The sequence below is a fragment of the Curtobacterium sp. MCPF17_031 genome, from assembly GCF_003234035.1.
Lineage (GTDB): Bacteria > Actinomycetota > Actinomycetes > Actinomycetales > Microbacteriaceae > Curtobacterium.
Genome location: NZ_QKSG01000003.1, coordinates 271,101 through 288,448 on the forward strand (window position 1 = coordinate 271,101; position 17,348 = coordinate 288,448).

18 protein-coding genes, 1 tRNA gene and 1 riboswitch are annotated in these 17,348 nt (G+C 70.3%); of the genes, 7 read left to right on the forward strand and 12 right to left on the reverse strand.

Translation table 11 applies throughout. The features are described 5' to 3' along the window. Positions 1–8 precede the first annotated feature (8 nt). The 3 genes from purU to clpS form a co-directional block, all read right to left on the reverse strand. A complete protein-coding gene (purU, locus tag DEJ31_RS06570) occupies positions 9–878 on the reverse strand; it encodes a formyltetrahydrofolate deformylase (RefSeq protein WP_111043423.1) in 870 nt (289 codons plus the stop codon). Between the two features lie 151 nt (positions 879–1,029). Beyond that, on the reverse strand, positions 1,030–1,506 hold the full coding sequence (locus DEJ31_RS06575) for a DUF2017 family protein (RefSeq protein WP_110903464.1): 477 nt from the start codon (positions 1,504–1,506) through the stop codon (positions 1,030–1,032). After that, positions 1,503–1,790, reverse strand: coding sequence for an ATP-dependent Clp protease adapter ClpS (gene clpS, locus DEJ31_RS06580; RefSeq protein WP_110903463.1), 288 nt, complete (start codon positions 1,788–1,790; stop codon positions 1,503–1,505). Before clpS ends, DEJ31_RS06575 begins: the two co-directional genes overlap by 4 nt. A gap of 38 nt (positions 1,791–1,828) precedes the next feature. Then, a riboswitch (ZMP/ZTP riboswitch) is annotated at positions 1,829–1,914 on the forward strand. Between the two features lie 69 nt (positions 1,915–1,983). Between clpS and glyA the strand changes: the two genes are divergently transcribed. Together glyA and DEJ31_RS06590 are read left to right on the forward strand one after the other, a co-directional pair. Continuing rightward, positions 1,984–3,273, forward strand: coding sequence for a serine hydroxymethyltransferase (glyA, locus tag DEJ31_RS06585; protein WP_375537613.1), 1,290 nt, complete (start codon positions 1,984–1,986; stop codon positions 3,271–3,273). A gap of 17 nt (positions 3,274–3,290) precedes the next feature. Continuing rightward, complete coding sequence (locus tag DEJ31_RS06590; RefSeq protein ID WP_111121539.1) at positions 3,291–4,202, forward strand: bifunctional methylenetetrahydrofolate dehydrogenase/methenyltetrahydrofolate cyclohydrolase; 912 nt, start codon at positions 3,291–3,293, stop codon at positions 4,200–4,202. Between the two features lie 157 nt (positions 4,203–4,359). Here DEJ31_RS06590 and galK read toward each other — a convergent pair whose 3' ends face one another. Together galK and galT are read right to left on the reverse strand one after the other, a co-directional pair. Then, on the reverse strand, positions 4,360–5,502 hold the full coding sequence (galK, locus tag DEJ31_RS06595; protein ID WP_111121477.1) for a galactokinase: 1,143 nt from the start codon (positions 5,500–5,502) through the stop codon (positions 4,360–4,362). Further along, on the reverse strand, positions 5,499–6,596 hold the full coding sequence (gene galT, locus DEJ31_RS06600; protein WP_111121478.1) for a galactose-1-phosphate uridylyltransferase: 1,098 nt from the start codon (positions 6,594–6,596) through the stop codon (positions 5,499–5,501). The genes galK and galT overlap by 4 nt, the downstream gene beginning before the upstream one ends. 63 nt (positions 6,597–6,659) lie before the next feature. Here galT and DEJ31_RS06605 point away from each other — a divergent pair, with 63 nt between their 5' ends. Together DEJ31_RS06605 and DEJ31_RS06610 are read left to right on the forward strand one after the other, a co-directional pair. Further along, entirely contained in the window at positions 6,660–7,505 is an 846-nt protein-coding gene (locus DEJ31_RS06605; RefSeq protein ID WP_111121479.1) for a DeoR/GlpR family DNA-binding transcription regulator, read from the forward strand. Further along, positions 7,502–8,437: an aldose 1-epimerase family protein gene (locus DEJ31_RS06610; RefSeq protein WP_111121480.1), complete on the forward strand. Its 936-nt coding sequence runs from the start codon at positions 7,502–7,504 to the stop codon at positions 8,435–8,437. Before DEJ31_RS06605 ends, DEJ31_RS06610 begins: the two co-directional genes overlap by 4 nt. Positions 8,438–8,476: 39 nt before the next feature. On the opposite strand, the gene DEJ31_RS06615 is transcribed toward DEJ31_RS06610, so the two are convergent. The 3 genes from DEJ31_RS06615 to DEJ31_RS06625 form a co-directional block, all read right to left on the reverse strand. Beyond that, entirely contained in the window at positions 8,477–8,797 is a 321-nt protein-coding gene (locus tag DEJ31_RS06615) for a hypothetical protein (protein ID WP_110903458.1), read from the reverse strand. Positions 8,798–8,959: 162 nt separating this feature from the next. After that, a complete protein-coding gene (locus DEJ31_RS06620; RefSeq protein WP_110903457.1) occupies positions 8,960–9,598 on the reverse strand; it encodes a TetR/AcrR family transcriptional regulator in 639 nt (212 codons plus the stop codon). 107 nt (positions 9,599–9,705) lie between these two features. Then, positions 9,706–9,778: transfer RNA gene (locus DEJ31_RS06625), tRNA-Lys, on the reverse strand. 43 nt (positions 9,779–9,821) lie between these two features. Here DEJ31_RS06625 and DEJ31_RS06630 point away from each other — a divergent pair. From DEJ31_RS06630 to DEJ31_RS06640, 3 genes are all read left to right on the forward strand, one after another. Then, on the forward strand, positions 9,822–10,451 hold the full coding sequence (locus DEJ31_RS06630; protein WP_110903456.1) for a DNA-directed RNA polymerase subunit beta: 630 nt from the start codon (positions 9,822–9,824) through the stop codon (positions 10,449–10,451). Between the two features lie 691 nt (positions 10,452–11,142). Beyond that, the gene (gene sigK / locus DEJ31_RS06635; RefSeq protein ID WP_111121481.1) at positions 11,143–11,742 is read left to right on the forward strand and encodes an ECF RNA polymerase sigma factor SigK; all 600 of its coding nucleotides are present in this window, start codon (positions 11,143–11,145) and stop codon (positions 11,740–11,742) included. Next, on the forward strand, positions 11,739–12,611 hold the full coding sequence (locus DEJ31_RS06640; RefSeq protein ID WP_111043415.1) for an anti-sigma factor domain-containing protein: 873 nt from the start codon (positions 11,739–11,741) through the stop codon (positions 12,609–12,611). The genes sigK and DEJ31_RS06640 overlap by 4 nt, the downstream gene beginning before the upstream one ends. 306 nt (positions 12,612–12,917) lie before the next feature. Here DEJ31_RS06640 and pstB read toward each other — a convergent pair whose 3' ends face one another. The 4 genes from pstB to DEJ31_RS06660 form a co-directional block, all read right to left on the reverse strand. Further along, positions 12,918–13,697: a phosphate ABC transporter ATP-binding protein PstB gene (pstB, locus tag DEJ31_RS06645; protein ID WP_110903454.1), complete on the reverse strand. Its 780-nt coding sequence runs from the start codon at positions 13,695–13,697 to the stop codon at positions 12,918–12,920. Between the two features lie 99 nt (positions 13,698–13,796). Further along, entirely contained in the window at positions 13,797–14,882 is a 1,086-nt protein-coding gene (gene pstA / locus DEJ31_RS06650; protein ID WP_111043414.1) for a phosphate ABC transporter permease PstA, read from the reverse strand. 18 nt (positions 14,883–14,900) lie between these two features. Next, positions 14,901–15,851 carry a phosphate ABC transporter permease subunit PstC gene (gene pstC / locus DEJ31_RS06655; RefSeq protein ID WP_110903452.1) on the reverse strand — a complete coding sequence of 317 codons (951 nt, stop codon included), beginning with the start codon at positions 15,849–15,851 and terminating at the stop codon, positions 14,901–14,903. A 174-nt stretch (positions 15,852–16,025) separates the two neighbouring features. Further along, on the reverse strand, positions 16,026–17,144 hold the full coding sequence (locus DEJ31_RS06660; RefSeq protein ID WP_110903451.1) for a phosphate ABC transporter substrate-binding protein PstS: 1,119 nt from the start codon (positions 17,142–17,144) through the stop codon (positions 16,026–16,028). Positions 17,145–17,348: the final 204 nt, after the last annotated feature.

Here is a 17,348-nt window from a genome sequence, read left to right on the forward strand (position 1 = left end):
CGCCGGGCCTACTTGAAGATGATCGTGCGGGCGCCGTCGAGGAGCACGCGGTCCTCGGCGATCCAGCGCACGGCCTGGGTCAGGGTGCGGGACTCCTCGTCCTGCCCGATCGAGACGAGTTCGGCCGGTTCCTTCGTGTGGTCGACCCGGACGACGTTCTGCTCGATGATCGGGCCCTCGTCCAGGTCGCTCGTGACGAAGTGCGCGGTGGCACCGATGAGCTTCACACCGCGGGCGTGCGCCTGTCGGTACGGGTTCGCACCCTTGAAGCCGGGCAGGAACGAGTGGTGGATGTTCACGGCACGACCGGCGAGGGCCGTGCACAGCTCGGGGGAGAGGATCTGCATGTAGCGGGCGAGGACGACGAGCTCGATGTCGTGCTCCTCGACCGCTTCGAGGATCCGGCGCTCCATCGCGGCCTTCGAGTCGGCGTCGGTGACGGGACGGTGCTCGAACGGCACCGAGTAGAACGACGCCAGTCCGGCCAGGTCCGGGTGGTTCGCCAGCACGAGCGGCACGTCGATGGGCAGCTGCCCGCCGCGCTGCCGGTAGAGCAGGTCGTTGAGGCAGTGTCCGGCCTTCGACACCAGGACCAGGGTGCGCATCGGCCGACCGACGACGTCGAGCTGGACGCGCATGCGGTACCGCTCGACGACGGGGGCCAGGGCCTCCTGGAAGGTCTGGCGGTCGACGGGGGCCATCACCTGCAGGCGCATGAAGAACGTGTTCGTGTCCGCGCTCGAGAACTGCTGCGACTCGGTGATGTTGCCCTCGGCCGCGACCACGGCTCCGGAGACGGCGTGCACGATGCCCGGCCGGTCGTCGCAGACCAGCGTGAGGGTCCAGTGCGTGGGGTTCGCGGAGCTCGGGTCGGTCACCGGATCAGGGTACCGGGGCCGTGCACGCCTCCGCGCGTCCGGACGGGAGGCCCGGTGCGGCTCCGGCGGGTCGTTGTGCAGAGAGGCTGGTGCTGGTGCGGGAGGCGACGGACGTGCGCCGCGGGGCGGAGGCGGGCGGGCTTCCCGGCCGTCAGCGGGACGAGATGGTGACGACCAGGTGCTCCTGCACGTACCCGAGCCAGTCGTAGACGTCCCGCAGTCCGACGCTGCCGTCGTCCCCGTCCAGCCCGTTGTCGGCCGTCGCGCGGTCCACGATGCCCAGGCGGTCCGCGATCGTCAGGCGCAGGTCGGTGAGGGATCGGAGCCACGCCTGCTCGTCGGCCCGGGTCAACGCGCCGTCGCGAGCACCCGTCAGCCACTCGTGGACAACGGCGGCGTTCGCGGACTTGGCGGTGCGCAGGTCCTCCTGCGTGTAGCGGCGGAACTCGGCGCTGGCCTCGTCGTCCTCCGGGTACGCGTCCGGGAACATCCGGACCGCCACCGGGTCCGTCGCCAGGTCCTCGTCGAGGACCTGGCGCAGCTGCTCGACCAGCGAGGTGAGGACGGCGCGCTCGCCGGAGGCCAGGCCGAGGTGCACGCCGTCGGCGCGGCGGACGAAGGGGATCACGCGGCGGGTGCCCGATCGACGGTCGCCTGCAGGCCGTAGCCGTGCATGGCCTCCACGTGGCGCTCCATCTCCTCGCGGTGCCCGGTCGCGACGATCGCCCGACCGTCGGAGTCGACCTGGTGCATCAGGCGCTCGGCCTTCGCTCGGGGGAAGCCGAAGTAGGACTCGAAGACGTAGGTGACGTACGACATCAGGTTGACCGGGTCGTCCCACACCACCGTCGTCCACGGGACGTCGGCGCGCACCGAGGTCCGCTCGTCGACGTCCGGACTCAGCATGGTCATGGAGTCAAGGGTGACACGAACCGGTGGCCTCGGTACGATCGGGTGGTCGCGACTGGCGTTGGATGGGTCACCATCGGGGAGCGACACCTGACACGGTGCGCGGCCGTACGCCTGGGCCGCAACCAATCGTCCACCCCGTCGCGCGTCTGCTCGGCGGTGTCGCGCTCCGGCGCGCCAGACAACGAGGAGTCCCGTGTCCATCACCGACCTGTCGCCCGCCGCGACCCAGTCGTCCTTCAACGCCCCCCTCTCCGAGGTCGACCCGGAGATCGCCGCCGTCCTGCAGCAGGAGCTCGGCCGTCAGCGCGACTTCCTCGAGATGATCGCGTCCGAGAACTTCGTGCCCCGCGCGATCCTCGAGTCCCAGGGCTCCGTCCTCACGAACAAGTACGCCGAGGGCTACCCGGGCAAGCGCTACTACGGCGGCTGCGAGTACGTCGACGTCGCCGAGCAGCTCGCCATCGACCGCGCGAAGGCGCTCTTCGGTGCCGCGTACGCCAACGTCCAGCCGCACTCCGGCGCCACGGCCAACGCCGCGGTCCTGCACGCGATCGCGTCGGCCGGTGACACCATCCTCGGCCTCGAGCTCGCGCACGGCGGACACCTGACGCACGGCATGAAGTTGAACTTCTCCGGCCGGATCTACAACGCCGTCTCGTACGGCGTCGACCCGGAGACCTTCGAGGTCGACTACGACGACATCCGCGCGAAGGCCATCGAGCACCAGCCGAAGGTCCTCATCGCCGGCTGGTCCGCCTACCCCCGTCAGCTCGACTTCGCGAAGTTCCGCGAGATCGCGGACGAGGTCGGCGCGAAGCTCTGGGTCGACATGGCGCACTTCGCCGGTCTCGTCGCCGCGGGGCTGCACCCCTCGCCCGTCCCGCACGCCCACGTCGTGTCGTCGACCGTGCACAAGACCCTCGCCGGACCCCGCTCGGGCATCATCCTGTCCAACGACGAGACGCTGTTCAAGAAGCTCAACTCCGCCGTGTTCCCGGGGCAGCAGGGTGGCCCGCTGATGCACGTCATCGCGGCGAAGGCCACCGCGTTCCTGCTCGCCGGCACTCCCGAGTTCAAGGACCGCCAGGAGCGCACCATCCGCGGCGCCCAGGCCCTCGCGGCGCGCCTGACCCAGCCGGACGCGAAGGCCGCCGGCATCGACGTCCTCACCGGTGGCACCGACGTGCACCTGGTGCTCGTCGACCTGCGCTCGTCCGAGGTCGACGGCAAGCAGGCCGAGGACCGCCTGCACGAGGTCGGCATCACCGTGAACCGCAACTCCGTGCCGTTCGACCCGCGTCCGCCGATGGTCACCTCGGGTGTCCGCATCGGCACGTCGGCACTCGCCACCCGCGGGTTCGGCGATGCCGAGTTCACCGAGGTCGCGGACATCATCGCGCTGACGCTGATGCCGGACCCCGACGTGGCAGCACTCTCGGCCCGGGTGAAGACCCTGACCGACGCGTTCCCGCTCTACGCGTGAGCAGCGCCGTGGCTCCCCTGCCCACTGCTCGGTGGGCGGGGGAGGACTCGGCCGTGCGCATCGACGGCACCGCCCTCGCTGCCCGCACGCTCGAGGAACTCCGTGTCCGCGTCGACCGTCTGCACGAGCGGGGCATCCACCCTGGCCTCGGCACGATCCTCGTCGGCGAGAACCCCGGCTCGCTGTCGTACGTCGCCGGCAAGCACCGGGACTCCGCGCAGATCGGCATCGAGTCGATCCGCCTGGACCTGCCCACGACCGCCTCGGCTGCTGACATCCGTGCCGCGATCCTGCAGATGAACGACGACCCCCGGGTCACCGCCTTCATCGTGCAGCTCCCGCTGCCGTCGGGGATCGACCCGACGCCGATGCTCGAGCTGATGGACCCCTCGAAGGACGCCGACGGCCTGCACCCGACGAACCTCGGGGAGCTCGTGCTCGCCGTCCCGGGAGGTGCGGGCTCGATCGACGCGCCCCTGCCGTGCACCCCGCGCGGCATCGTCGAGATGCTCCGTGCGTACGACATCCCGATCCGCGGGAAGCACGTGACGATCATCGGCCAGGGACTCACCGTCGGCCGGCCGCTCGGGCTGCTCCTGACCCGTCTCGAGGCCACTGCCACGCTGACGCACTCCCTGACGGCGGACGTCGCGGCCGAGTGCCGCCGCGCGGACATCGTCATCGCGGCCGCCGGCGTCGCCGGACTCGTCAAGCCGGACTGGGTGCAGCCCGGTGCGGCCGTGATCGACGTCGGCATCACCCGGGTCGTCAACGAGGAGACCGGCAAGGCGCGCCTGCGCGGTGACGTGGACCCGGCCGTCGCGGCGGTCGCCGGGTTCATGTCGCCGGTCCCCGGCGGCGTCGGCCCGATGACGCGCGCGATGCTCATGAAGAACGTGGTCGAGGCGGCGGAGCGCCGCCTGCGCTAGCCGCGCCGGCCCGGCACGGCGGCGGTCCGGTACGCGAAAGCGACAGATGTGCGCGGGAGACGCGCGCACATCTGTCGCTTTCGCGTCGGGGACGGCGCGGCCGGGAGGCGCGGTGCCGCCCCGGCACGCGCCTCCCGGCCGCGGGCAGCCGCGTGGGCTACGCGTCGCGTCGCGCGCCCTGCGCCGCGTGCACCGTGAACACGTTCGGCTCGCGGTACCCGGCCGAGGCGAAGGCGGCGGTGACGGCCGCGGCGATGCGTTCACGAGCCTCCCGGTCGACGAGCGCGATGGCGGCACCACCGAAGCCGCCGCCGGTCATGCGTGCGCCGACCGCGCCGTTCGCCACGGCGGTCTCGACCGCCAGGTCGAGTTCCGGCACCGAGATCTCGAAGTCGTCGCGCATCGACGCGTGCGATGCGACCAGCAGCGAACCGATCGCCCGGGGTCCCTGCTCGCGCAGGGTGCGGACGGTGTCGAGGACGCGCTGGTCCTCGGTCACGATGTGGCGCACCCGGTGGAAGGTCTCGTCGTCGAGGAGCTCCTGCGCGCGCGGCAGGTCCTCGACCGCGACGTCGCGCAGGGCCGGGACACCGAGCACCTGCGCGCCCTTCTCGCACGAGTCGCGACGGGCCTTGTAGCCGCCGGTGGCGTGAGCGTGCTCGACGCGGGTGTCGATGACGAGGACCTCGAGACCGTTCGCCTCGAGCGCCAGGTCCACCACGGCGGTGTCGAGCGTGCGGCAGTCGAGGAACACGACGGCGTCCTGCTCGCCGAGGAGCGACGCGGACTGGTCCATGATCCCCGTCGGAGCGCCGACCGCGTGGTTCTCGGAGTACTGGCCGACGCGGGCCAGGGTCTTGCGGTCGAGGCCGAGCTCCCACAGGTCGTTGAACGCGAGGGCCACGCCGCACTCGATCGCCGCACTCGATGACAGACCCGCACCGACCGGCACGTCGGAGTCGATGAAGACGTCGAACCCGGTCCGACTGTCGAGCGAGGCGCCGGCCTGCTCCCGGAGCGCCCAGGCGATGCCGAAGACGTACGCCGACCAGCCGTCCATGCGGGACGGGTCGAGGTCGTCGAGGGACAGCGTCACGGCACCGCCGGACTCGTCGAACGACGACGCGACGCGGATGACCCGGTCCTCGCGGGGAGCGATGTCAGCGGTGGTCCGCCGGTCGATCGCGAAGGGCAGCACGTACCCGTCGTTGTAGTCGGTGTGCTCGCCGATCAGGTTCACGCGGCCGGGGGCGGAGTACCGCACCGTCGGCTCGTACCCGAACACCTGTTGGAACGTCATGCTCGTTCGATCCCTCCTCGGATGAACTCGGCTGCCTTCTCGGGGACCAGGTCCCCGATCCAGGCGCCCATCGCGGCTTCGCTGCCGGCCAGGAACTTCAACTTGTCCGCCGATCGACGCGGCGACGTGATCTGCAGCATCAGCCGGACGGTGTCGCGTCCGGTGTGCACGGGTGCCTGGTGCCACGCGGCGATGTACGGGGTCGGGTCGCCGTAGAGGGCGTCGAGACCGCGGGTCAGGCGCAGGTGCATGTGCGCGAGCTCGTCCTTCTCGGCGTCGGTGAGGCCCGCGAAGTCCGGCACGTGACGGTGCGGCAGCATGTGGATCTCGATGGGCCAGCGTGCGGCGAACGGCACGAAGGCGGTGAAGTGCTCACCGGCGAGGACGACCCGCTCGGAACCGCGCTCGTTGGCCAGGTGCTGCTCGAACAGGTCCGGCCCGAAGCGCTCGATCGACGACAGCAGCCGCTGCGTGCGCGGGGTGACGTACGGGTAGGCGTAGATCTGTCCGTGCGGGTGGTGCAGGGTGACGCCGATGGCCTCGCCGCGGTTCTCGAACGGGAACACCTGCTGGATGCCGGGCATCGCTGACAGTGCGGCGGTCCGGTCGGCCCACGCCTCGACCACGGTGCGGGCACGCGACTCGGAGATGGACGCGAACGAGCCGCTGGTCTCCGGGGAGAAGCAGACCACCTCGCAGCGCCCGACCGACCGGAGCTGCCGGTTCAGCCCGACGTCCGACAGCGACTCGAGCGACGACGGTGCATCGTCGCCGACCAGGTCCGGCCCGAACGACGGCGAGCGGTTCTCGAACACGGCGACGTCGTACCGGCTCGGGATCTCGGACGGGTTCGCAGCGGTCTGCGGTGCGAGGGGGTCCTGGTCGGCGGGCGGCAGGAACACACGGTTCTGCCGAGCGCTCGCGATCGACACCCACTCACCGGTCAGGACGTCCTGCCGCATCCGGGCCGTCGCCGGCCGAGGGTCCAGGACACGCTCGTCGATGCTGCGCTCCGCGGGCAGCGTCGAGTCGGCGTCGTCGAAGTAGAAGAGGTCGCGGCCGTCCGCGAGCGTCGTCGCACGTTTCGTGATCACCGCTGCACTCTACCCTCGCACGAAGGGTTGCGAAAGCAAGTGGAAGCAGACGAAACTCGTGATGTGACGTCTGAGGAGCCTCCCGTCCTGCCGGCGCTGCTGCGCCAGGACCGCATCGTCGCGCTCCTGGACGGTGCCCCGGGCATGGTCCGGACCGCAGCCCTGGCAGCGGCGGTCGGGACGAGCGAGGTGACGGTCCGCCAGGACCTGGCCGCCCTCGACCGGGAGGCCCGGGTCCGTCGGGTGCACGGCGGCGCCGTCCGCCTCGGGGCCGGCACGCGCGAACGGCCGCTCGAGGAGACCGCCGTCGAGAACAGCACCGCCAAGGCCGCGATCGGCCGGGCGGCGGCGGACCTGGTGCGCTCCGGGCAGTGCATCGTCCTCGACGTCGGCACCACACCCGCAGCGGTCGCCGAGGCCCTGGTCGCCCGCGAGGACCTGGTCGACGTCACCGTCGTCACGAACTCACTCACCACCGCACTCGCGCTCGAACGTGCGATGCCGCGCTTCACCGTCGTGGTCACCGGCGGGACGCTCCGACCGTTGCAGCACTCGCTCGTCGCGCCGTTCAACGCGACCGTGCTGCCGATGCTGTCCGCCGACCTCGTGTTCCTCGGCGGGACCGGTCTGGACGTCGCGCACGGGCTGACCAACGTGAACCTGCCCGAGACCGAGGCGAAGCGGGTCCTCGCGGCGGCGGGCAGGCGTACCGTCGTGGTCGCGGACGGGTCGAAGTTCGGCCGGGCCGACATCGGCGTGGTGAGCACGCTGCAGGACGTCGACGTCGTCGTCACCGCGGGCGTCAGCGCGGAGGCGGTCGCCCCGATCCGGGCGGCCGGTGTCCACGTGGTCGTCGCGGATGCACCAGCGGGCGGGACCCGCACATCGGAGAGGAAGCAGAGACCATGAGCACAGCGGCCCCCACCGGCGGTCAGTACCACCTGCGGCACGCCGGCCCGGACGGTGTCGTCGAGGCCGTCGTCACCGAGGTGGCCGCCGGCCTCCGCGAACTCCGCGTCGCGGGCTTCGACCTCACCGAGCCGTTCCCCGCGAGCGAAGCTCCGGCCGGCGCCAACGGCATCGTCCTCGCGCCGTGGCCGAACCGGGTCGCCGGTGGTGCCTGGCAGCTCGACGGGAAGACCCAGCAGCTCGACATCTCGGAGCCGAAGTACGGCAACGCCTCGCACGGGCTGCTCCGGTTCGCGCCGTACCGGGTGGTGGACCAGACCGAGTCGTCGATCGAGCAGCAGGCCACGATCCACCCCCAGCACGGATGGCCGTTCACCCTGGAGACATGGGTGCACCACGAGCTGGTCGAGGACGGCATCCGGATCACGCACACCATCACGAACCGGTCGGGTCGTCCGGCCCCGTTCGCGGTCGGATCGCACCCGTACCTGCGGGCCGGCGACACCCCTGCCGAGGACCTGGTCATCCGGCTCGACGCCGCGACGGCCTTCACCGTCGACGAGCGCAAGATCCCGAACGGCACCCGGCCGGTCGAGGGCACGGACGTGGACCTGCGGCAGGGGCGTCGCGCCGGCGACTCGGACCTGGACACGGCGTACACCGACGTGACGCCCGACGCCGAGGGCATCCGTCGCACGACGCTGCACGGCCCCGAGGGCGACGGTGTCGAGCTGTGGCAGGACGCGTCGTTCCCCTACGTGCAGGTCTTCACGTCCCGCGAGTTCCCCCGCGGTGACGGCAAAGGACTGGCGGTCGCCGTCGAACCGATGACCGCGCCCGCCGACGCGCTCAACTCCGGTGAAGGGCTGCGATGGCTGGACGCCGACGAGTCCTGGACGGGCTCGTGGGGGATCCGCCGCGTCTGGTCCTGACGTCCGTCGCTGCGGCAGCCGGTCCGGCAGCCGGTCCGGTCAGGCCCGCCGCATCCGCAGGGCCTCGACCGCCAGCGATTCGCTGGGGTAGCGGCCGATCTCCTGCGCCCACGCCGGGTCGTCGCCGCGCAGCGCGAGGAAGTCCTTGCGCTGGCGGACGACGTACCCGAGGACGGCCGTGGCGGTCGCGACCTCGGTGAAGTCCTTGCGGATGTGGCGGACGCTGACCTTGGCTCCGCGGCGGAGCGCGTCGAGCAGGAGGTCGTCGCTCATGGTCGTCCCGGTCGCGGCGGCGAGCTCCACGAGGCGGCGCGCGTCACCGGTGGAGCTGGTCTGCGTGGCGTCGATGGGCTCGATCACGATGTACCCCGTTCGGTGTGGTTCGTTCGGTGCTGGCGTCCCGCGGTGAGCGGAACCAAGAACGACCATATCGATGGGAATCCAACAGTCGGCTGAGCGGTGCACTGATGTGGACAGAGCGCCGGCCATGGATCGTCTGGGGACGACTTGTACCCCGAGGGGTCAGCTGGCGCGGCCCAGGTCCCACACCGGCGGCACGTACTCGCGGGACCACCCCTCGCGCAGACGCGTCACCGCGCGGTCGAACGACTCGAGCAGGTCCATCTCCGGGCGGACCATCGACTGCAGCTGCAGGCCCTCGTACGTGGCCAGGAGCTGCTCCGCGCCACGGGACGGCTCCATCGTGTGCGGCTCTCGACCGGCGGCGATGTCCTGCACGAGGCTCTGCTGCACGAACCCGTGGAACCGGCGCCAGCGGGCGTGCAGCATCGGCGCGAGCGGGTGCTTCGGGGCGGCGGCGATGTTCAGCATCGAGGTGAGGAAGCGCATCAACGACGGGTCCTCGATGTTGGCGGTGACGATCGCGCGGAGGAACCGGATCGTCCCCAGATCGGCGGCGATCGACGTCAGCGGGGTCGTCCGGCGGTCGTTCCACCGGTCGATGGCCGCCAGGAGCAGGCCGTCCCAGCTGGGGAACGACGCCTCGAGGGTCGCGATGGTGGCGTCCGCCTCGTCGGCGACGCGGGCGGGGGTGACTTCGTGCAGGGGCAGTTCGTGGAGCACCCGGATCATCGCGTCGACGATCTGCGTACGGGTGAAGACGTCGTCGTGCGGTGCGGAGTCCATGTCGGGGCTGGGCATGTCAGCACCACATCACATCGGCAGCGCGACGGGGTACCCCCACAACGAGCACGCTGTCCGGTGTGCGAAACGGGTGCACCCCCGCCCACTCCGGGCTGACGAGAGAGTGGGCCCCGTGGGGCTCGAACCCACGACCCTCGGATTAAAAGTCCGGTGCTCTACCAACTGAGCTAGAGGCCCTCGCACACAAGGGTATCGGGCGAGCAGCGCCTACACTGTCGCGGTGCCTCGCGAACACCACCGTCCCGTCCAGTTCACCGATGCCGAGTTCGCCGCCATCAAGGGCGGTGAGGACCCGGCCCTGGTGAACCGCGTCGCGCACGACACCGCCAACGCGCTGCTGCACCGGGTGCGCGAGGACCCGGACCCGGCCGTCGTCGAGCGCCTGGTCACCTACACCGACGTGCACGGTATCGACGCGATCGCGGAACTCTGGGCACGCGTGGGACCGCACACCCTGCCGGGGGCCCTCTGGCGCATCTACCTGGTCCGCACGGTGATCCGGCAGAACCCGGAGGAGATCGCGTACCTCTTCGAGCGGGGGACGCAGCTCATCGGCACGATCGACCAGGCGGTCGCGGGTGCCGAGGAACCGACGGGCCCGGCGGAGATCCTGACGCTGTCGGACCGGATCCTGCACGGGCTGTACACGGGGGACTTCGCGGTGGCGCTCGAGCGCGGTGCGGCCTTCGCGCGGTTGACCGCGGCGGGGGCGACCTCGGTGGCGGACGACTCGGACGTCTCGGCGGAGGAGCGCGCGTCGGCGCTGACGACCCGTGCCTTCCGACTCGCGGAACTCGCCGAGGACCTGTCGGCCGCAGCGGCGCTCTGGCGCCGTGAGAGCCTCGACTGACGCCGACGAACCGACGCCGACGGGCTGATGTCGGCGGACTGACACGGGTGGGCTGGCACCGGCGTCACGGCCGCTCGCCGCCGACGGCGGTGACCCGACCGTCGGACCGCTGACGCGCCTCCTGGCCGTGGCCTGCAGCGCCGTCCGCATCCGGACATGGAAAGACCGGGCCGCAGAAGCGCCTCTCGGCGCGAGGCCGCTCGGAGCGGCGAATATTGGAGCCCGGGGCTTGCTGCGGCCCGGCACGTCCAAGTGTACGAGACGACTGCCGCGTCGTACCCAGGTGTTCACTCTCGGTGGACAGATCCGGCACCGGGCGTGCCGTGGCATGGGGACGACGCCGAACGGGATGCACGTCCCGGCTCCGGTCGTCGGCCCGCCGGGGCTGGACCGATCGTCACGGATTCCCGCCCTGACCCAATCCGACCGGGCGACGGTGCCGAACCATCAGCGTGACCGTCGCAAGACGTCTCACACGAGGTCCCCGGACGACCCGGGCCCGCTCGCGGGTCAATTCCCTGTGGGTCGTCCGGGGCCTCGCCACATGTACCCGCGCCACCCGCGCAGCGATCGCTGCCGGGACCCGATCCGAACGGGACTCCAGCTGATGACCACCGTGACCGCAGTCGCCGAGGGCTCTGTCCAGAGCGCGCGGTGGACGCCGAACACCCGGGAAGGAGGAAAACCTGCAATGCTCACTCTCGTGGAAGGCGACATGGATGGTTGGACTCCCGCCGCCCCGGAACCGGTGTCGGCGGACGACCTGCTCAGTCGGGTCGCGACCGGTGACCAGGCTGCCTTCGCCGACCTCTACGACGAGCTGTCCGGCCGGGTCCTCGGTCTCGTGACGCGGCTCCTCCGTGACCGCGCCCAGTCCGAAGAGGTCACGCAGGAGGTCTTCCTCGAGGTCTGGCAGCAGGCCACCCGCTTCGACCGGGCCCGCGGCAGCGCTGCGAGCTGGGTCCTCACCATGGCGCACCGTCGAGCGGTCGACCGGGTGCGGGCATCACAGTCCTCCCGTGACCGCGACACCAAGATCGGCATCCGCGACTTCGAGACCGACTTCGACTCCGTCTCCGAATCCGTCGAGATCCGGCTCGAACACGAACGCGTCAGCCGGGCACTGTCCCGACTCACCGAGTTCCAGCGTCAGGCCGTGCAGCTCGCCTACTACGGCGGTTTCTCGCACAGCGAGATGGCCGACAAGCTCGGTGTGCCGATCGGCACCGTCAAGACCCGTCTCCGCGACGGGATGATCCGACTCCGCGACGAGATGGGGGTGACGTCATGACCGACCGTCACGACGACCCCGAGCTGATGACCGGCTCGCACGCGCTGAACGCGCTGACCGACGACGAGCGCGCCGCGGTCGAGCGGGCGTTGTCCGACTCCCCGGAGCTGCAGCGCGAGTCCGACTCCCTCCGCGAGACCGCACTGGCACTCGCCTTCGCCGTGTCGCCCGTCGAACCCTCCGCGTCCCTCAAGACCTCGCTGATGGCCAAGATCCAGACGACCCCGCAGCTGCCCGCCCTGGACGACGCCGGTGTCACACCGGAGCCCGTCCGGGAGGCCCGTTCCACGTCCGCCCCGCTCGTCACGCCGGCAGCGTCGGTCACCGACCCGCAGTCCGCTCCTGGCCGTGCCGCGTCGACCGCCCGGGCCCGGTGGTTCCAGCGTCCGGCCGCGATGCTCAGCCTCGCCGCAGCGGGTGCCGTCGTGCTCCTCAGCGTCGGCTTCGGGGTCGGCGGCTCACTGCTCCAGGACGACGGTGGAGCGCCGGCGACCACGCAGGCCGCCTCCGGCCTCGACCAGATCTACGCGGCCCCGGACTTCCAGCGGAGCACCGCGAAGGTCAAGGGCGGCGGCACGGCGACGGTCGTGTGGTCCGGCCAGCTGCAGCGGTCCGCGGTCATCCTCGACGGGGTGGACGCTGCTCCGAAGGACAAGACGTACGAGCTCTGGTACATCGGTTCGCAGGAGTCCGGCGGCACGATCACCGCAGCCGGCCTGATGGACGACGTCGACGGCGGTGTCCGTTCGGCGGTCCTCCGCGGCACGATGGGCACCGGTGACACGATCGGCATCACGGTCGAGCCGGCTGGTGGCTCTGACCAGCCGACCTCCGACCCGGTCGTCGCCGTCCCCACGTCCGAGGCGTGACCGGCCCCTGACGGTTCAGGACGACGCCCCCGTGACCACGTGGGTCACGGGGGCGTCGTCGTGTGCGGCGTTCGGCCTCCGCACCGAGACGCCTCCGTCCGTCTCTGGCGCCGCCGACCTGCCGAGACGCCCCGTGCTCCGGCGGCGTCTCGTGGAGCACGGGGCGTCGTGGACAGACGGGGGCGTGTCGACGGTACGACGGGACGTGTCCACGGTACGACGGAGGCCCGGTGCCGTCCGTGGCGGACGTGCACCGGGCCTCCAGTCCGGATCGGCAGAGCCGTCAGGCGACCGCGCAGGCACCGATCACCCGAAGCGACCCGAGACGTAGTCCTCGGTCGACTTGACCGACGGGTTCGAGAAGATCGTCGCGGTGTCGTCGTACTCGATGAGGTGACCCGGCTGACCGGTGCCGGCGATGTTGAAGAACGCCGTCTTGTCACTGACCCGCGAGGCCTGCTGCATGTTGTGCGTCACGATGACGATCGTGAACTCCTTCTTCAGGTCCTCGATCAGGTCCTCGATGGCCAGGGTCGAGATCGGGTCGAGCGCGGAGCACGGCTCGTCCATCAGCAGCACGTCGGGCTGCACCGCGATGGCGCGGGCGATGCACAGACGCTGCTGCTGACCGCCGGACAGGCCCATGCCGGGCTTCTCGAGGCGGTCCTTGACCTCGTTCCAGAGGTTCGCGCCCTGCAGCGAACGCTCGACGATGTCGTCGGCCTCCGATCGTGAGATGCGCTTGTTGTTGAGCTTCACGCCGGCCAGCACGTTGTCCTTGATGGACATCGTCGGGAACGGGTTCGGGCGCTGGAAGACCATGCCGACCTGGCGACGGACGATGACCGGGTCGACGCCGGGAGCGTACAGGTCGTCGCCGTCGATCTTGACGGAACCTTCGACGTACGCGCCGGGGATGACCTCGTGCATGCGGTTCAGTGTGCGGAGGAACGTCGACTTGCCGCAGCCGGACGGGCCGATGAAGGCGGTGACGGTGCGGGGCTCGATCGTCATGTCGACGCCCTCGACCGCCTTGAACTTCGAGTAGAAGACGTTGAGGCCGTCGACCTCGATGCGCTTGGACACGTGGATCCTTCTGGGTTGGGTGGTCGTCGGGTTGCTGGTCGTCCGCGCGCTAGCGGGGGAGGCAGTGCCTCTCCCTAGCGGGGGAGGCAGTGCCTCTCCCTAGCGGGGGAGCTTGGGCGCGAACAGGCGGGTGATGAAGCGGGCCAGCAGGTTGAGCAGCATCACGATGAGGATGAGGAGCAGCGCCGCGGTCCAGGCCCGGTCGACGAACGGCACCGGGTTGGCGCCCTGCTGCGAGTACTGCGTGTACGCGAACACCGGCAGCGTCATCATCGGGTCCTTGAACAGGTCGTAGTTCATGCTCGACGTGAACCCGGCGGTGACGAGCAGCGGTGCCGTCTCACCGATCACTCGGGCGATCGAGAGCATGACGCCCGTCGTGATGCCCGCGAGGCTGGTCGGCAGGACGACCTTCATGATCGTCAGCCACTTCGGCACACCCAGGGCGTACGAGGCCTCGCGGAGCTCCATCGGCACGATCTTCAGGACCTCTTCGGTGGAGCGCACGACGATCGGGATCATCAGCACCGCGAGGGCGACCGAACCGACCAGGCCGAAGCGGGCACCCGGGCCGAGGAACAGCGCGAACAGCGAGTAGGCGAACAGACCGGCGACGATCGAGGGGATGCCCGTCATCACGTCGACGAAGAAGGTGATGCCGCGGGCCAGCACGCCCTTGCCGTACTCGACCAGGTAGATCGACGTGAGCAGACCGATCGGGACGCTGATCAGCGCCGCGAACAGGGTGATCTCGAGCGTGCCGATCAGCGCGTGCACCGCGCCACCGCCCTCGGAGATGACCCCGCGCATCGAGTACGAGAAGAACTGCGCATCGAAGCGCGCGAGACCGTCCGCCAGGACCGTCCAGAGGAGGGACACCAGCGGCAGGACCGCGATCACGAAGGCGGTGATGACCAGCGAGGTGATCAGGCGGTCGACGGCCTTGCGGCCACCCTCCACGATGCGGGAGACCACGACGATGAGGACGTCGAACAGGACCGTGCCGAGGAACACCGCGGCGACGACGTTGAAGTCCTTGGTGGCGCCACTGGCGTTGAGCAGGGCGAAGACCAGGCCGAGGGCGACCCAGCTGCCGACGAGCAGCAGCCACGGGACGGACTTGTGGAGCTTGCCGTTGGCGAAGACGTTGCCGGCGGTGGCGGGCTGACGGAGTGCGAGGGACATCGGGTGCGACCTTTCCCGTCAGGAGACTCGCTTGCGGACGATGTACCGCGCGAGCATGTTGATGACCAGGGTGATAACGAAGAGGATCAGGCCCGACGCGACGAGCGCGTTCAGGGCCGTCCCGGAGGCCTCGGCGAACTGCAGGGCGATGTTCGCTGCGATCGTCGACGGGTTCAGCGGGGTGAGGAGCTGGAAGGTGACGTTCGTCGACACCGAGAGCACCAGGGCGATCGCCATCGTCTCGCCGAGCGCCCGACCGAGGCCGAGCATGATCGCGGACACGATGCCCGACTTGGCGAACGGCAGGACCGACATCCGGATCATCTCCCAACGCGTCGCACCGAGGGCCAGAGCCGCTTCCTCGTTCAGCGTCGGCGCCTGCAGGAAGATCTCACGCATCACGGCGGTCATGATCGGGATGGCCATCACCGCGAGGACGATCGACGCGGTGAGGATCGTGCGCCCGGTCCCGGACAGCGGGCCGGAGAACAGCGGGATCCACCCGAAGTGGTCGTTGAGGAACGCGTAGAACGGCTTCACCAGGCGGGCCAGGACCACGATGCCCCAGAGACCGTAGACGACCGACGGCACCGCGGCGAGCAGGTCGATGACGTAGCCGAGGACCGGAGCCAACCGGCGCGGTGCGTAGTGCGAGATGAAGAGCGCGATGCCGATCGCCAGCGGCACCGCCATGATCAGCGCGAGGAAGGCCGACCACACCGTTCCGAAGACGAGCGGGCCGACGTAGGTCCAGAAGTTCGCGGCGCTGTTCGGCAGGGTGCCGGCTTCGGCGTTGAAGGCCGGGATGCTCTGCCAGACGAGGAACGCGGCCACGAGGACGAGGACGAAGAGGATCAGGCTGCCGGCCGCGACGGAAGCGGCGGAGAACACCCGGTCGCCGATGCGGACGACGGCCTTCGGCTTGGACGGGGTGGCGATGTCCTGGTCTCGGACCGGTGCGGTCGTCATGGGGCTCCTGTCGGAGGATCGCGCCGGGTGAGCGCGAGGGGTTCGGGGGAGAGGTGGAGCGTCAGGGTCGTGACGGGCGCGGGATGCAGCAGGCGTCGGCAGCTCGCGTCACGACGGGCGAGAGCCCGGACGCCGGTCAGATGGGTGGGACCGGCGTCCGGGCGCTGAGCGGACTTACTTGATGGACTCGACCGCCGCGGCGGCCTTCTCGCCCAGGTCGGACGACAGGGCGGCCGACTTGGCCTCCGTCGCTGCGGCCTTCTGCGCGTCAGCCGAGACGACGTACCCGAGGTACGCCTTCACGAGGTCGGCCTTGTCGCTGTCCTTGTACTCCTGGCAGGCGATGGCGTAGGAGACGAGCACCAGCGGCCACGCGTTCTCCGCGGTGTCCTTGCGGTCGATCTCGATGGCGAGGTCGTTGTCCTCGCGGCCCGAGGCGACGTCGGAGTCGGCGACGACCTTCGCAGCACCCTCGGCCGAGATCTCGGTGGCCTTGTCGCCGACCATGAGCTTGGCCTTGTCGAGGTCACCGGCGCCGGAGTCGTCGATGTAGGTGATGGCGTTCGAGGCACCCTGCATGGCCGAGGCCACACCGGAGGTCTTCGCCGCCGCGTCACCGACCTGGAACGGGAAGGTCTGGCTCGGCTCCTTGCCCCAGGCGTCGCCCGCGTTCTCCGACAGGTACTCGGAGAAGTTCTCGGTCGTGCCGGAGTCGTCGGAGCGGTGCACGACGGTGATGTTCGCGTCCGGCAGCTTCACGCCGTCGTTGAGCGACGCGATCTCGGAGTCGTTCCACTTCGTGATCTTGCCGGAGAAGATGCCCGCGATGGACTTCGCGTCGAGCGTCAGGTCCGAAACGCCGTCGACCTTGTAGGCGATCGCGATCGGGGAGATGTAGACCGGGATGTCGATGGCCTTCGAGTCCGCGGCGCACGCGGCGAACGTGCCGCCGAGCTCCTCCTCGGACAGGGCGGCGTCGGAGCCGGCGAAGTCCGCGGCACCCGAGATGAAGTTCTTGCGGCCCGCGCCCGAACCGTCGGGCGAGTAGTTCACGGTGACGCCGGAAGCCTGACCCTGGAAGCCGGCGGCCCAGGTCGCTTCGGCGGTCTGCTGTGCGGAGGAGCCGGAACCGGTGAGCGTGCCGGAGAGGCTCGAGTAGTCGACACCCGAGGAGGCGGCGGGCGACGACGAGTTGCCGCCGTTGCCAGCATCCTCGTTCGCCGCGCAGGAGGAGAGCACGACGGCGCCGGCGATCGCGATTGCCGCGACCGAGCCGATTCGCTTGATGTTCACAGGGGTCCCTTCGGGAATGTAAGTGCAGTGGGACCGCTGTGTGGTCCCCGGGCCGGTGCTGACCCGGGAGTGACTGTAGGGACGAGAGGTGACCGGGATGACGCTCTCCGGTGAACGGGAGGTGAACGCGGGGTTCACCCGGTGCGGGTCGCCGGACACCGGGCAGGGCCAGGAGCAGGATCGGGGCACGCTGCCCACCGAGCG

Bases quoted from the DNA above. Each gene is read 5' to 3' on its own strand.
- clpS (WP_110903463.1), bottom strand. From the start codon at position 1,790: ATGACCATGCTGAGTCCGGACGTCGACGAGCGGACCTCGGTGCGCGCC.
- galK (WP_111121477.1), bottom strand. From the start codon at position 5,502: ATGACGTTCCAACAGGTGTTCGGGTACGAGCCGACGGTGCGGTACTCC.
- DEJ31_RS06610 (WP_111121480.1), top strand. From the start codon at position 7,502: ATGAGCACAGCGGCCCCCACCGGCGGTCAGTACCACCTGCGGCACGCC.
- DEJ31_RS06620 (WP_110903457.1), bottom strand. From the start codon at position 9,598: ATGCCCAGCCCCGACATGGACTCCGCACCGCACGACGACGTCTTCACC.
- sigK (WP_111121481.1), top strand. From the start codon at position 11,143: ATGCTCACTCTCGTGGAAGGCGACATGGATGGTTGGACTCCCGCCGCC.
- DEJ31_RS06640 (WP_111043415.1), top strand. From the start codon at position 11,739: ATGACCGACCGTCACGACGACCCCGAGCTGATGACCGGCTCGCACGCG.
- pstA (WP_111043414.1), bottom strand. From the start codon at position 14,882: ATGTCCCTCGCACTCCGTCAGCCCGCCACCGCCGGCAACGTCTTCGCC.
- pstC (WP_110903452.1), bottom strand. From the start codon at position 15,851: ATGACGACCGCACCGGTCCGAGACCAGGACATCGCCACCCCGTCCAAG.